Origin of the sequence: Azonexus hydrophilus (genome assembly GCF_001956855.1) — a bacterium.
Classification (GTDB): domain Bacteria; phylum Pseudomonadota; class Gammaproteobacteria; order Burkholderiales; family Rhodocyclaceae; genus Azonexus; species Azonexus hydrophilus_A.
The window spans coordinates 108,085-121,537 of record NZ_MTHD01000006.1 but is presented as its reverse complement, the minus strand read 5'-3'; the positions used below and the strand labels follow the sequence as shown (position 1 = coordinate 121,537).

The 13,453-nt window shown below is 62.7% G+C and carries 17 protein-coding genes; 8 read left to right on the top strand and 9 right to left on the bottom strand.

Translation table 11 applies throughout. The features are described 5' to 3' along the window. Nucleotides 1-7: 7 nt before the first annotated feature. The gene (locus BJN45_RS15880; protein WP_076097022.1) at nt 8-928 is read right to left on the bottom strand and encodes a branched-chain amino acid transaminase; all 921 of its coding nucleotides are present in this window, start codon (nt 926-928) and stop codon (nt 8-10) included. A gap of 80 nt (nt 929-1,008) precedes the next feature. On the opposite strand from BJN45_RS15880, the gene BJN45_RS15875 reads away from it, so the two are divergent. The 3 genes from BJN45_RS15875 to mnmA are packed head-to-tail and all read left to right on the top strand — an operon-like array spanning nt 1,009 to nt 3,105. Next, nucleotides 1,009-1,464, top strand: a complete 456-nt coding sequence (locus BJN45_RS15875) for an NUDIX hydrolase (RefSeq protein WP_076097020.1) — start codon at nt 1,009-1,011, stop codon at nt 1,462-1,464. Continuing rightward, entirely contained in the window at nt 1,464-2,015 is a 552-nt protein-coding gene (locus BJN45_RS15870) for a hypothetical protein (RefSeq protein WP_170873112.1), read from the top strand. The genes BJN45_RS15875 and BJN45_RS15870 overlap by 1 nt, the downstream gene beginning before the upstream one ends. Continuing rightward, nucleotides 2,008-3,105 carry a tRNA 2-thiouridine(34) synthase MnmA gene (gene mnmA / locus BJN45_RS15865; protein WP_076097018.1) on the top strand — a complete coding sequence of 366 codons (1,098 nt, stop codon included), beginning with the start codon at nt 2,008-2,010 and terminating at the stop codon, nt 3,103-3,105. Before BJN45_RS15870 ends, mnmA begins: the two co-directional genes overlap by 8 nt. Before the next feature lie 6 nt (nt 3,106-3,111). Here mnmA and BJN45_RS15860 read toward each other — a convergent pair whose 3' ends face one another. Together BJN45_RS15860 and BJN45_RS15855 are read right to left on the bottom strand one after the other, a co-directional pair. Next, a complete protein-coding gene (locus BJN45_RS15860) occupies nt 3,112-3,684 on the bottom strand; it encodes an HD-GYP domain-containing protein (RefSeq protein ID WP_076097015.1) in 573 nt (190 codons plus the stop codon). 111 nt (nt 3,685-3,795) lie between these two features. Beyond that, nucleotides 3,796-4,404 (bottom strand): glutathione S-transferase, encoded by a 609-nt coding sequence (locus tag BJN45_RS15855; RefSeq protein ID WP_076097013.1) that lies wholly within the window; start codon nt 4,402-4,404, stop codon nt 3,796-3,798. A 95-nt stretch (nt 4,405-4,499) separates the two neighbouring features. On the opposite strand from BJN45_RS15855, the gene purB reads away from it, so the two are divergent. The 4 genes from purB (at nt 4,500) to BJN45_RS15835 (ending at nt 7,646) form a co-directional block, all read left to right on the top strand. Further along, nucleotides 4,500-5,867, top strand: coding sequence for an adenylosuccinate lyase (gene purB / locus BJN45_RS15850; RefSeq protein ID WP_076097150.1), 1,368 nt, complete (start codon nt 4,500-4,502; stop codon nt 5,865-5,867). A gap of 62 nt (nt 5,868-5,929) precedes the next feature. After that, on the top strand, nt 5,930-6,247 hold the full coding sequence (locus BJN45_RS15845; protein WP_076097148.1) for a DUF2322 family protein: 318 nt from the start codon (nt 5,930-5,932) through the stop codon (nt 6,245-6,247). A 159-nt stretch (nt 6,248-6,406) separates the two neighbouring features. Then, nucleotides 6,407-6,868, top strand: coding sequence for a c-type cytochrome (locus BJN45_RS15840; protein ID WP_076097010.1), 462 nt, complete (start codon nt 6,407-6,409; stop codon nt 6,866-6,868). A gap of 85 nt (nt 6,869-6,953) precedes the next feature. After that, nucleotides 6,954-7,646: a cytochrome b/b6 domain-containing protein gene (locus BJN45_RS15835; RefSeq protein WP_076097008.1), complete on the top strand. Its 693-nt coding sequence runs from the start codon at nt 6,954-6,956 to the stop codon at nt 7,644-7,646. A 48-nt stretch (nt 7,647-7,694) separates the two neighbouring features. Here the strand turns inward: BJN45_RS15835 and nifM are convergent, their stop codons facing one another. Genes nifM through nifV form a run of 6 tightly spaced genes read right to left on the bottom strand, consistent with a single transcriptional unit; the run spans nt 7,695 to nt 11,789 of the window. Beyond that, nucleotides 7,695-8,522 (bottom strand): nitrogen fixation protein NifM, encoded by an 828-nt coding sequence (gene nifM, locus BJN45_RS15830; protein WP_076097006.1) that lies wholly within the window; start codon nt 8,520-8,522, stop codon nt 7,695-7,697. Between the two features lie 4 nt (nt 8,523-8,526). Next, a complete protein-coding gene (locus tag BJN45_RS15825; protein WP_076097004.1) occupies nt 8,527-8,985 on the bottom strand; it encodes a nitrogen fixation protein NifZ in 459 nt (152 codons plus the stop codon). Continuing rightward, a complete protein-coding gene (nifW, locus tag BJN45_RS15820) occupies nt 8,982-9,323 on the bottom strand; it encodes a nitrogenase-stabilizing/protective protein NifW (RefSeq protein ID WP_076097002.1) in 342 nt (113 codons plus the stop codon). The genes BJN45_RS15825 and nifW overlap by 4 nt, the downstream gene beginning before the upstream one ends. Before the next feature lie 10 nt (nt 9,324-9,333). Then, nucleotides 9,334-9,873, bottom strand: a complete 540-nt coding sequence (locus tag BJN45_RS15815; RefSeq protein WP_076097000.1) for a hypothetical protein — start codon at nt 9,871-9,873, stop codon at nt 9,334-9,336. Nucleotide 9,874: 1 nt separating this feature from the next. After that, nucleotides 9,875-10,660, bottom strand: a complete 786-nt coding sequence (cysE, locus tag BJN45_RS15810) for a serine O-acetyltransferase (RefSeq protein ID WP_076096998.1) — start codon at nt 10,658-10,660, stop codon at nt 9,875-9,877. Beyond that, complete coding sequence (gene nifV / locus BJN45_RS15805; RefSeq protein ID WP_076096996.1) at nt 10,653-11,789, bottom strand: homocitrate synthase; 1,137 nt, start codon at nt 11,787-11,789, stop codon at nt 10,653-10,655. Before nifV ends, cysE begins: the two co-directional genes overlap by 8 nt. Nucleotides 11,790-12,030: 241 nt before the next feature. Between nifV and fumC the strand changes: the two genes are divergently transcribed. Next, on the top strand, nt 12,031-13,446 hold the full coding sequence (gene fumC / locus BJN45_RS15800) for a class II fumarate hydratase (protein ID WP_076096994.1): 1,416 nt from the start codon (nt 12,031-12,033) through the stop codon (nt 13,444-13,446). Nucleotides 13,447-13,453 lie beyond the last annotated feature (7 nt).

The following is a 13,453-nucleotide window of genomic DNA, read 5'->3' as shown; positions in this document are numbered from 1 at the left end:
GGCTTGCTCAGACGACGGCCAGCCAGTCGGCATGCGCTGCCGAGCGGCCATAGACGACGTCGAAATACTTTTCCTGCAGCGCCTTGGTGATCGGGCCGCGGCTGCCGGCGCCGATCTGGCGGTTGTCGAGTTCGCGGATCGGCGTCACTTCGGCGGCGGTGCCGGTGAAGAAGGCTTCGTCGGCGCAATAGACTTCGTCGCGGGTGATGCGCTTCTCGATGACTTCGATGCCCAGTTCGCCAGCCAGCTGGATGACCGTGGCACGGGTGATGCCTTCGAGGCAGGCGGTCAGGTCCGGCGTGTACAGCTTGCCGTTGCGGACGATGAAGATGTTCTCGCCGGCGCCTTCGCAGACGTAACCTTCCGGATCGAGCAGCAGCGCTTCGTCGTAGCCGTCGGCCGTCGCCTCGTTGTTGGCGAGGATGGAATTCATGTAATTGCCCGAGGCCTTGGCGCGGACCATGGTGATGTTCACATGGTGGCGGGTGTAGGACGAGGTCTTGATGCGGATGCCGCGCTGCATGCCTTCCTCGCCGAGGTAGGCGCCCCACGGCCAGGCGGCGATGATCACGTGCACTTTGGCGCCCTTGGGCGAAACGCCCATCTTTTCCGAGCCGTAGAAGGCGAGCGGACGCAGGTAGCCGGATTCGAGATTGTTGGCGCGGATGACTTCCTTCTGCGCTTCGTTCAGTTCTGCCTGCGAGTAGGGAATCTGCATCTGGAAGATGTGGGCCGAACGGAACAGGCGCTCGGTGTGCTCCTTCAGGCGGAAGATCGCCGTGCCGCGTTCGCCCTTGTAGGCCCGGACGCCCTCGAAAACGCCCATGCCGTAATGCAGGGAATGGGTAAGGACGTGGGTGGTCGCTTCGCGCCAGGGCACAAGCTTGCCATCCTGCCAGATGAAACCGTCGCGGTCCGACATGGACATGGTGAAATCTCCGTGATGCACTCGTGAAAGCGCACAATTCTAGCCGAAATCAGCGGGTAAAATAACGCTTTTGACGCAGGATGCAGTACATGATCTGGAAGCCGAATGTCACCGTGGCCGCAGTGGTTTATCGCGACGGGAAGTTTTTGCTGGTCGAGGAGGAAACCGATGCCGGGCTGGCCTTCAACCAGCCGGCCGGTCATCTTGAGCAGGGTGAAGCGCTGGTCGATGCCGTGGTGCGCGAGGCACTGGAAGAAACCGCCTACCATTTCCGGCCGACACACCTGGTCGGTGTCTATAACTGGCGGCATCCGCTGAAGGACATCACTTACCTGCGTTTTGCCTTTGCCGGCGAACTGCGCGGTTTCGACGCCGAGCGGCAACTGGACGACGGCATCGTCGCCGCCCGCTGGCTGACGCTCGATGAGGTCAGGGCGACGCAGGATCGCCATCGCAGCCCGCTGATCCTGCGCTGTTGCGAAGATTACCTGGCCGGGCGGCGTTATCCGCTGGACCTGCTGGTGCATTACGACTGATGTTGCGGTCAACGCTGCTTTTGCTGGCTTTTCTGCTGTCGACCGCAACAGCCGTTGCCGACGAGCGTGTGGCCGTCTGTCATGGCTACGGTTGCATTGCCCAGGCGGACATCCATTACTCGCAGGGACAGCTCGGCGACATCCGGCGCCTGCTGTTTTCTGCGGTCGACGCCGATGGCGAGCGGAAAATGCTGGCCGAGGCCGTCGGCAAGCTGTATCGCTGGGCCGGCGAGCAGTCGGATGTGCGCAACGACCGCGGCGGCAATTACGCCGATGGCCATGTGGCGGGGAAAATGGACTGCATCGATCATTCAACCTCGACCACTCGCCTGCTGGCGCTGCTCGAAAGTCGCGGTTATCTGCGCTGGCATCGTGTGCTGCAGCCTGAACCGCGGTATTTCCTGGGGCTCATCGCCAATCACTGGTCGGCGGTGATCGAGGCTGACGACGGCGAGCGTTTCGTCGTCGACAGCTGGTTTGTGAACAACGGAGAGCCGGCGGTGATCCTGCCGCTGGCCGAATGGAAGAAAGGGGCTGGGCCCGATGTCTAAGGGAACTGTGGTCGTCGGCTTGTCCGGCGGTGTGGATTCGTCGGTCGCGGCGCTGTTGCTGAAGCAGCAGGGCTGGAAGGTGATCGGCCTGTTCATGAAGAACTGGGAAGACGACGACAACGACGAATACTGCTCGTCGCGCCAGGATCTGGTCGACGTGATGAGCGTCGCCGACGTCATCGGCATCGACGTCGAAGTGGTCAATTTCGCTGCCGAGTACCGCGACCGCGTGTTCGCCGAATTCCTGCGCGAATACCAGGCCGGGCGGACGCCGAACCCGGACATCCTGTGCAATTCGGAAATCAAGTTCAAGGCCTTCCTCGACCACGCCATGCAGCTCGGCGCCGAGAAGATTGCCACCGGCCACTACGCCGGCGTGCGCGAATTCAACGGTGAATACCAGTTGCTGAAGGCCGAGGACGGGACCAAGGACCAGAGCTATTTCCTCTACCGGCTGAATCAGGCGCAGCTGTCGAAGACGCTGTTCCCGCTGGCTGACATCTACAAGCGCGAAGTGCGCAGGATTGCCGAGGCCGAAGGCCTGCACGTCGCGGCGAAGAAAGATTCGACCGGCATCTGTTTCATCGGCGAGCGTCCGTTCAAGGAATTCCTCAGCCGCTACCTGCCGCCGAAACAGGGCGAAATCCGCCGGCTCGACGACGGCAAGGTGCTCGGCAGCCACGATGGCCTGATGTATCACACCATCGGCCAGCGCAAGGGCCTGCACATCGGTGGTCTGAAGGAAAAGGGCCAGCCCGGCGGCGGCGATCACGACGCCTGGTTCGTCGCCGGCAAGGACATGGAGAAGAATGTACTTTACGTCGTCCAGGGCCACGATCATCCGGCGCTGCTGCGCGACGACCTGGTGGCCGAACAGTTGAGCTGGGTGTCAGGGCGGGCACCGCACACGCATTGGGTCTATACCGCCAAGCCGCGTTACCGGACCAGCGACCAGCCGTGTCACGTTGAACGTGTCGATGGTGAAAGCTGTGAAATCCGCTTTGCCGAGCCGCAGTGGGCGCTGACCCCGGGGCAGTCGGTGGTGCTTTACGAAAGCCGGGTCTGTTTGGGCGGCGGCATCATCCGCTAGGCGGTATCAGGGGGCACGCATCGGCGAACGTTCGATGACGTGCCGGAAGGCGTGGAGAAGGTCGGGGTCGAACTTCTCCGCTTCCTGATTCGACAGGATGTCCATGATTTCATGGTGCGGCCGTCCCGGGTGATAGGGGCGGCTGACCGCCATCGCATCGTAGTTGTCGGCCAGCGACACGATGCGCGCGTAGAGTGGTATGTCGGTTCCGCGCAGGCGGTCGGGGTAGCCGGAGCCGTCAAAAGCCTCGTGATGATGGCGAACCACGGCGGCCAGTTGGGTGGCGCATTCGTTGCCGATGGCCAGGATGATGCGCTCGCCGATCAGCGGATGCTGGCGCATGGTTTCCCATTCGTCCTGCTCGAAACGGCTGGGTTTGCGCAGTACGTGGTCAGGAATGCCGATCTTGCCGATGTCGTGCAGGCGGGCGCCCTGCGCCAGCATGGCGAGCTCCTGCGAATCGAGGTCGATGTGCATGCCGAGTTCGCGAGACAGTTCTATGACGCGATCCGAGTGCATGCGCGTGTCGGCATCGCGTTCACCCAGGGCGGTGCTCAGGGAGTTGAATATTCGGTGCATGGCGCCTGTCTGTTGAAAACACGTTTTGTTGACCCCGGGATGCACCGGGAGTTCTGACAAATGCAACGGGGCGCCCGCGGGCGCCCCGAAGAAGGTCGGACGATAGTGGTCTCAGCTTTGCGGGACGGTATCGGCAAAGGACTGGCGCTGCATCAGTTTTTCGTACAGGCGGGCGAGGTTGGGATGGCTTTCCTGCCAGGCGATGTCGGGGAAGCGCAGGCACAGGTAGCCGAGTGCAGTGCCGACGGCGATGTCGGCCAGCGAGAAGTGCGTGCCCATGCAGAAACTCTTTTCCCCCAGATGCGTTTCCATGAAACGCAGCGTGCGCTGGACGGCCTCGTGCTGGCGCACGATCCAGCCGGCACTCTGTTCCTTCTTTGGGCGCAGGCCTTCCATGACGGCGCTGACGGCGGCATCGCACAGACCATCGGCCAGTGCTTCCCAGCGCTTGACTTCGGTCCGCTCGCGATTGGGCGCCGGCAACAGCTTGTTGTTCGGCGTGATGTTGTCGATGTGCTCGACGATGACCCGCGAGTCGAACAAGGGCGTGTCGTCATCAAGCACCAGCGCCGGAATCCGGCCGAGCGGATTGATGTCGGGGACCGTGCTGCCGGGCTGGCGCGGCGAATCGATCACGAACTCGTATTCCATCTTTTTTTCAGCCAGAACGATCCGGACCTTGCGGACGTAGGGGCTGGTATGGGTACCGATCAGCTTCATCGCTTGCTCTTGGATAGGGGAACGCGATTATAGCGTATGGCGCGGGTCATGGTCGGACGGGTAAAATGCCGGTCTTGATCGATAAGGATGTTTATATGGACTTCAATCCCTTGACCGCAATTTCCCCGCTCGACGGCCGCTACGCCGGCAAAGTTGACGCCCTGCGCGAGCACTTTTCCGAATTCGGCCTGATCCGCGCCCGCCTGAAGGTCGAGATCGAATGGCTGAAGGCGCTCGCCGCCGAGCCGCATTTCACGGAAATCGCCGCTTTTTCGCCGTCGACCGTAAAAGAGCTCGATGCGCTGGTCGCCGGCTTCGGCCCGGGCGACGCGGCCGAGGTCAAGGCTATCGAAGCGACCACCAACCACGACGTCAAGGCGCTGGAATACTGGATCAAGGACAAGACCAAGGGCAATGCCGAAGTGGTCAAGGTCAGTGAATTCATCCATTTCGCCTGCACCTCCGAAGACATCAACAACCTGTCGCACGCATTGATGTGTCAAGGTGCCCGCGAACAGGCCATGCTGCCGACGCTGGACAAGGTCATCGAGCGCCTGCGCGAACTGGCCCACGCCTACGCCGACATCCCGATGATGAGCCGCACGCACGGCCAGCCGGCGACGCCGTCGACGATGGGCAAGGAAATGGCCAATGTCGCCTACCGTCTGCAGCGCGCCCGCACCCGCATCGCCCAGGTCGAACTGCTCGGCAAGATCAACGGCGCCGTCGGCAACTACAACGCCCACCTGGCGGCTTACCCCGGTTACGACTGGGAAGGCTTCGCCAAGCGTTTCGTTGAATCGCTCGGTCTGACCTTCAACCCCTATACCATCCAGATCGAGCCGCACGATGCTCTGGCCGAAATGTTCGACGCCTTTGCCCGCGCCAACAGCATCCTGATCGATCTCGACCGCGACGTCTGGGGCTACATCTCGCTCGGTTTCTTCAAACAGAAGGTCAAGGCCGGTGAAATCGGTTCGTCGACGATGCCGCACAAGGTCAATCCGATCGACTTCGAGAACTCCGAAGGCAACCTCGGTCTGGCCAACGCGGTCTTGAAACACCTTGCCGAGAAGCTGCCGATCTCGCGCTGGCAGCGCGACCTGACCGATTCGACGGTGCTCCGCAACATGGGCGTTGGCCTCGGCTATACCTTGCTCGGCTACGATTCGCTGCTGAAGGGCCTGTCCAAGCTGGAAATCAACGCCGAACTGATGCACGCCGACCTCGACGCCAACTGGGAACTGCTGGCCGAGCCGATCCAGACGGTGATGCGCCGCTACGCCGTGGCCAATGCCTACGAAAAACTCAAGGAACTGACCCGCGGTACCCGCGTTTCGCGCGAAGGCATGCAGGCTTTCGTGTCGACGCTGGACATTCCGGCAGCCGCCAAGGCGGAATTGCTTGAACTGACGCCATGGACCTACACCGGCAAGGCCGCCGAACTCGCCCGCCGCATCTGATTTCCTGAATGTCTGTCCAGGCCGGTCCGCAGCGCGGATCGGCCTTTTTCTTGGAGAAAAACATGTCCTTCGCCGAAAACCTGAAAAAACTTCCCGGGATCTCGCACCTCGCTGCGCTTAATCTGCTCGACGCCGACGGCAACGTCGTCGCAACGATCGAGAACAAGGCCGGCAGCCAGGGTTCGCTGGCTGTCTACAACCATCTCGCACAGACCTATGGGTCGATCAATGCCGAGGCGGCCAGGAAAGGGCTGGAAATCTTTGCCGAGCATACCGACGACGAACGGGCCAACCCGGGCAAGCATCCGAACATCGCCCGTCTGCTCGCCGTCGAGTCCGGACAGCCGGCATTGCGGGTCAAGCACGTATTTGCCATTTGACTATCGTTCGATTTTGTTCAACGGTTGCGTGAATATCGGTCAACGTACGGCTGTCTGCATGTCATATAAGAAAGCTATAATTTTGCGGGGTTAATTGACGGGGAGGCCCGGTTACCGGGTACTTGATCATTTTCCTTCAACGACAACGGAGAAAACACAATGAAATCAAAGATTCTGCTCGCATTGCTTGCCACCGCCACGCTGGCTGCCGGCGCTCACGCCCAGGTCAAGGTCGAGGACGCCATCAAGTGGCGTCAGTCGGCCTACGCCACGATGGGCTGGAGCATGGGCCGTATCAAGGCCAACGTCGACGGCACCTACAACAAGGATGAAGTGGTCAAGGCGGCCAATGTCATCCAGGCCATCGCCAATTCCGGCATGGGCGCACTCTATGTGCCGGGTAGCGACAAGGGCAAGGGCTGGGCGGAAACCCGCGTGAAGCCGGAACTGTTTACCGATGGCCCGAAGGTCGGCAAGATTGCCGGCGACTTCAACCAGGCTGCCAACGAACTCGCCAAGGTGGCTGCCACCGGCGATGCCGCCGCTGTGAAGACTGCCTTCGGCAAGCTCGGCGGTACCTGCAAGGCCTGTCACGACGACTATCGCAAGGACAACAAGTAAGACGTTGTCGATTGCGGCTCTGCCGTATTGACCGGGGCGCCGCGAGGCGCCCTTTTCGTTCAATGAAAATAAAAGAGGTAGCAGGATGAACAGCAAGAAAATACGGGTCTGGGATCTGCCGACCCGTCTGTTTCACTGGTTGCTCGCGCTGGCTGTCATCGGTCTGGTGGCGACCGGCAAGATCGGTGGCAACCTGATCGACTGGCACGGCAGGATCGGCCTGCTGGTCGTTGGCCTGGTGGTCTTTCGTCTGGTCTGGGGGCTGGTGGGTTCGACCTATGCGCGTTTCGCCACCTTCTTCCCGACACCGGGCCGGATCGTCAGCTATCTGCGTGGCGAATGGCGGGGAATAGGCCACAATCCGCTCGGCGCGCTGTCGGTTTTTGCCCTGCTTGGCGTGTTGACCGTGCAATTGCTGACCGGACTGATTGCCAACGACGACATCGCCTTCGTCGGCCCGCTCTACGATCTGGTCGGCCGTGACTTGAGCAACCTGGCCACTGGCTGGCACAAGCTGTCCGTCAATGTGCTGATTGCGCTGGTCGTGCTGCACCTGGCGGCAATCATGTTCTACGCGCACGTGAAGAAGGACAATCTGGTCAAGCCGATGGTCCGTGGCTGGAAGGACGTCCCCGCCGGTGAGCCGGCACGTGGCGGCGGTCTGCCGGCAGTGATCTTTGCGCTGCTGATTGCCTTGGCCGCCGTTTTCCTGGCCAGCGGAGCCTGGCTGCCCGAGCCCCCGCCGCCTCCGGCCGCCGTAGAAACGCCGTCGTGGTGATGTGCCGGGCTGGCGAGGCGTCAGGCAGCCATCATCCTGCTGCGTCGGTCAAGCCAGCTGGCGAGCCGACATCAGCTGTTTGATCCATTCCTTCTGCTTTTCCTGGCGGCGCTTGTCGGTCAGGCGTTCGACGATTTTCCCGCTGACCTCGGCAAAGGGGAGCATGCCGCTGGGCAGGATCTCGTCGCAGCGGATGATGTGCAGGCCGATTTCTGATTCCAGCACGGCGCTGATTTCGCCTTCGAGCAGCGCAAAAGCCGCTGCTTCAAGGACGGGATAGAGCTGGTTGCGCTTGACCAGTCCGAGTTTGCCGCCTTCCAGCGCAGTCGGGCATTGCGAGTGACGTTGTGCGGCGGCGGCGAATTTTTCGCTGTCGGTGAGCGTTGACCGCAGGTTTTCCAGTTGCTGGCGGGCTTTTGCTGCCTGCTGCGGATTGTCGAAGGTGATCAGGATGTGCCGCAGACGGCGCGCTTCCGGCCGGTCGAACGCTTCCGGATGCAGGCGGTAGTAGATCTCGGCGTCCACCAGCGAGACGGCGGCAACGGTCGATACCACCCGGTCGAGCACGGCTTCGACGCGCAGGTCGCGCTCGACGGCTTTTTCCAGCTCGGCCGGGGTCAGGTCGATGCGCTCGAGATCGTGGGCAAAGGCTTCGTCGTCGGGATAGCGCTTGCGGATTTCCGCGAGGCGGGTGCGCAAGGTCGGCTCCGGCACCATCACGTTGGCCGCCTGCGGGCTGGCCAGGATGCGCTGCTCGATGCTGTCCTGTTTCAGCGCCACCTCGCTCAGCCGGTTGCGCTCCGGTTCGCTGAGGGTTTCCGGGGCTTTCTGGAACAGCTCCCAGGCCAGTTTCAATTCGAGATAAGCGTGCAGCATGGCATTACTCCGCAGTGTCGGCGGGTTCCAGGGTGTCTTCCGGGATCTGCAGCACGCGTCCCGCCAGACTGTCGAAATGGATGTGATAGGCGACGCCGCCCGGCGCATCACGGATGACCTTGATCACTTCGCCGATGGCGCCGAGTGCGACCAGCACTTCGCCGCCGACGGCCAGTTGCTTGGCCGCGCGGACCTTTTCGCGGAACTCGAAGCGCGAAGGCGTCCACGGCTCATCCGCCCCGATCAGTTCCTCTTCCCGGCAGCCGACGATCTTGCCTTCTTCGAGAAAATTGACCGAGTAGATGATCTGGTCCTGCAGAAAGGTGCCGACATCGACGACATAGCCGATGCTGCCACGACGGACCAGCGGCGCTCCCGGGTCGAGACCGGGGTAGGTGCCGTCGTTGCGCACGTTGCGGGTGAGACGCACGGCCTCACCGTACTCCCACTTGGCGTTCATCATTGGCGGAAGACCTTGTCGAGCGAGACGAAGGAGCTCATGCCGCCATCCGGCTTGGCAACGTGCTGAAAGACCGCGAAGACCTTTTCGGTCAGCGAGTCGGAGACGGTGAAGTCCTGGTAGGCGCGTTCCAGCCACAGGCGGTAGATGCCGCGCTGCTGTTCTTCCTCCGGCGGCAGGTTGGGCGCCTGCTTGGCTAGGTAGTCGTGGAAGCGCTGCAGGATGTGCAGGCGATTGACCTGGACCACCGACGGCTCGTAGGGGATTTCGAAGTAGTCCAGGAAATCTTCGGCGGAAACCAGGTCTTCCATGGCTTCGGCAAGGCTCAGCGTATCTTCCATGATTGCCTCCTCAGGCTGCGACTAACGTTAAATCGGTGGATGTTGCGGTCGACGCTTCAGAACCCTGAAATTCGTCGACCACTTCGAGAAGCTTGCCGGCACCCAACTGGTCGCGGCTGTCCAGCGCCGCCAGCTTGGTCAGCCGGGCGCGCGAGGCGTCGATCTGGCCGAGGCGCAGCAGGATGACGCTGGCGGCCTTCAGCGCCAGCAGGTAAAAACGCAGCAGGCCGAAGGAGTTGGCGGCGGCCGAGCCAAGCCGGGTTTCGTCGATCTGGCTCCAGTCGGGCAGGCCGAGATGGCGGCCGGACAAGGCCATGGCGCGTTCGGCGACCTGCAAGGCATCTTCCAGGCGGTGCTGGTAAAAATAGTAGCGGTACAGGCCGACCAGTACCGTCAGGTTGTCCGGGGCGAGCAGATGGGCGCGCAGCAGGGACATTTCGGCAGCCGGTTCGCCGTACTCGCGGGCGGCCTGGGCAATCAGCGCCTCGGCTTCCGCCGGCAGCGGATCCTCGAAATACAGCTTGCAATCGGAAAAGTCGAGCAGGTCCATGTCAGTGCATCGCCTCGTGCATCGATTCGCTCTCGCAGCACAGGTCGCCGGCCGAGCAGGTCTTGCATTCGCCGCTGTGGTCCGGCGGTGGCGGTTCGTTGCGCATTTCCGCCAGTTCCTTCTCCAGCGTCTCGATGCGATCGATCAGGCAGGCGATGGATTTGGCCACCGGGTCGGGCAGCAGGTTGTGGTCCAGGTTGATGCCGTTGGCGGTCGGCCGGCCGATGCGCGTATCGACGATGCGCCCGGGAATGCCGACCACCGTACGGTCGGCCGGCACGTCCTTGACGACCACCGAGTTGGCGCCGACACGGACGCGTTCGCCGATGCTGATTGGACCGAGAATCTTGGCGCCGGCTCCGACGACCACGCCGTCGGCCAGCGTCGGGTGGCGCTTGCCCTTGTTCCAAGACGTGCCGCCGAGCGTGACGCCGTGATACAGCGTCACGTCGTTGCCCACTTCCGCCGTTTCACCGATGACGACGCAGGCGCCGTGATCGATGAAGAAGCGGCGGCCGATGGTGGCGCCCGGGTGGATATCGACGTTGGTCAGCGTCCGCCCGGCGAAGGACAGGAAACGGGCGGCGTAGCGCCAGCCGCTGCGCCACAGTCGGTGCGAGATGCGGTGGGTGAGGATGGCATGGACGCCGGGATAGGTGGTCAGCACCTCCAGCGTCGAGCGGGCGGCCGGGTCGCGTTCGAAGACGCAGGCCAGGTCTTCCTTGAGGGTTGCCCACAGGCCTGGTGCGGGGATGCTTGGTGCGGTCATGGCAATCGCTTCAGACATGGAGCGGACTCCTGGATGAGGCCAGAAGGCCGATCAAGTCGGCAACTTCCGGTGGATGCTTGCGTGCGGCAACAAAGGCGCGAACCAGCGGCAGCAGCGCCTGGGCCTCGGTTTCGCCGAGCTCGATACCCATTCCGCCATAAACCACCTGGACGGCGCGCGACCCCGAATGCTTGCCAAGCACGATACGGTGAGCCTGACCGACTTCCTGCGGGTCGAAGCCCTGATAGTTGTCCGGGTGCTTCAGCAGTCCGTCGACATGGATGCCGGCTTCGTGTGTGAAGGCGCCGGCGCCGACGACGCTTTTCTGCCAGGGGACGGCGCGGCCGGAGGCGCTGGCGACCATCGCCGACAGCGCCGGGAAGCCGCGCAGTTCGACGCCGGTGTCGATGCCGTGCAGTTTCTTCAAGCCGAGCACGACTTCTTCCAGCGGCGCATTGCCGGCGCGTTCGCCGAGGCCGTTGACCGTGGTGTTAACGTGTGTTGCTCCGGCTTTACAGGCTGCCAGCGTGTTGGCGGTGGCCAGGCCCATGTCGTCGTGGGCGTGCATTTCGATTTCCAGGCCGGTACGGGCGCGCAACGTCGAAATCCGGTCGAAGGTGGCGAAAGGCTCGAGGATGCCCAGCGTGTCGGCGAAGCGCAGGCGGCGGGCGCCGGCGCGTTCGGCGGTGTCGGCCAGGGCACAGAGGAAATCCATGTCGGCGCGCGAGGCATCTTCGCAACCGAGACCGACTTCCAGGCCAAGGTCGAGTGCCATGCCGATGTAGCGCGGCAGTTCGCGCAACAGCCAGCTGCGTTCCTGTTTCAGTTTGTAGGCCAGGTGCTGGTCGGAGGCGGGGACTGAAATGTCGATCAGATGGGCGCCGAGATTTGCACTGGCGGCGATGTCGACCGCATGCATCCGGCTCCACACCATCAGTCTGGCCTGCAGGCCGAGGCTGGCGACGGCACGGATCGATGCACGCTCTTCCTCGCCCATGGCCGGGATGCCGATTTCCAGTTCCGGGACGCCGATGGCGTCCAGGCGGCGGGCGATGTCCAGTTTTTCCGCCAGCGAAAACGCCACGCCGGCCGACTGCTCGCCGTCGCGCAGGGTAGTGTCGTTGATCGTGACGAAAGACGGGTTCATGGAAATCTCCTTGGCTGAGTATTAGCAAGGCGAGTGCCAGTTATCAAGTTATTGAAAACAAAAGCTTGTTTGTCTTTCGTTGGGAGGGCTGTCGGCGCCTTGTCAGGAATGCGACAAAGCAGCTTCGATGGCGCGCACTGTTTTCGCCTGTCGATTTCACTGCGCATATGCTGATCCAGGGCATGCTGGCATTGTCGGCATCCGGGACTATGATGAAAGCACATCCTTCCGGAGACAAGGCATGGCTGACCAGAACATCCCGCTGGGCGCGACGCGCAGCGAGCAAGACTCCTTCGGTACGCTGGAGGTGCCGGCTGCCTCTCTGTGGGGGGCGCAGACACAACGCTCGCTGATGCACTTTGCCATTTCGACCGAGCGCATGCCGGCCGAACTGATTCATGCGCTGGCCGCGGTCAAGCTGGCCTGCGCCAAGGTCAATGGCAGTCTCGGCCGCTTGTCGCCGGAAAAGGCGGCGGCCATTGCCGGCGCTGCCGGCGAAGTCATCGCCGGGCGCCATCGTGAGGATTTCCCGTTGACCGTCTGGCAGACAGGCTCGGGCACCCAGACCAACATGAATGTCAACGAGGTGCTGGCCAACCGCGCCTCCGAGCTGCTTGGCGGCGAGCGCGGCAAGCAGCGTTGCGTGCATGCCAACGACGAGGTCAATCTCGGCCAGTCATCGAATGATGTCTTTCCTACTGCCATGTACCTGGCGGCGACGCTGGGCATCCAGCGCGAGCTGTTGCCGGCACTCGACCGGTTGCGCGCGACGATGGCCGGCAAGGCGGCAGCCTTCGCCCAGATCGTCAAGGTCGGGCGGACGCATCTGCAGGATGCCACGCCGCTGACGCTGGGCCAGGAGTTTTCCGGCTATGTCGCGCAACTCGATCATGCCCGGACGGTCATCGAGACCTTGTTGCCATCGCTCCATGCGCTGGCCATCGGCGGTACGGCGGTCGGTACCGGTCTCAACACGCATCCGGATTTCGCTGTCCTGGTAGCGGAGGAGCTGGCCCGTGCCTTTCAGTTGCCATTGCACAGCGCCGACAACAAATTTGCCCAACTGGCCGCGCACGACGGCGCGGTGGCGGTACATGGTGCGCTGAAAACGCTGGCCGTGGCGCTGACCAAGATCGCCAACGACATCCGCTGGCTGGCATCGGGGCCGCGTTCCGGCCTGGGCGAGATCAGCATCCCGGAAAACGAGCCGGGCAGCTCGATCATGCCGGGCAAGGTCAATCCGACGCAGTGCGAAGCGCTGCTGATGCTTTGCTGCCAGGTCATGGCCAACGATGTGGCAATCGGGTTCGCCGGCGCTTCGGGCAATTTCGAGCTGAATGTCTGCAAGCCGCTGATCGCTCACAACCTGCTGCAGAGCATCCGGCTGCTTGGCGACGGCATGGAAAGTTTCGAGGTGCATTGCGTGCGCGGTATCGAGCCACGACGCGAACGCATCGCCGAGCACCTCGGGCGCTCGCTGATGCTGGTGACCGCGCTGGTGCCGCAACTCGGTTATGACCGGGCGGCGAAGGTCGCCAGGCAGGCCTGGCACGATGGCAGCACCTTGCGCGAGGCAGTCGTTGCCCTCGGCTATCTGAGCGCGGAAGAAGCGGATCGCTGCCTGCAGCCGGCAGCGATGCTTGGGCCGGAGGCGTAAGCGCCCG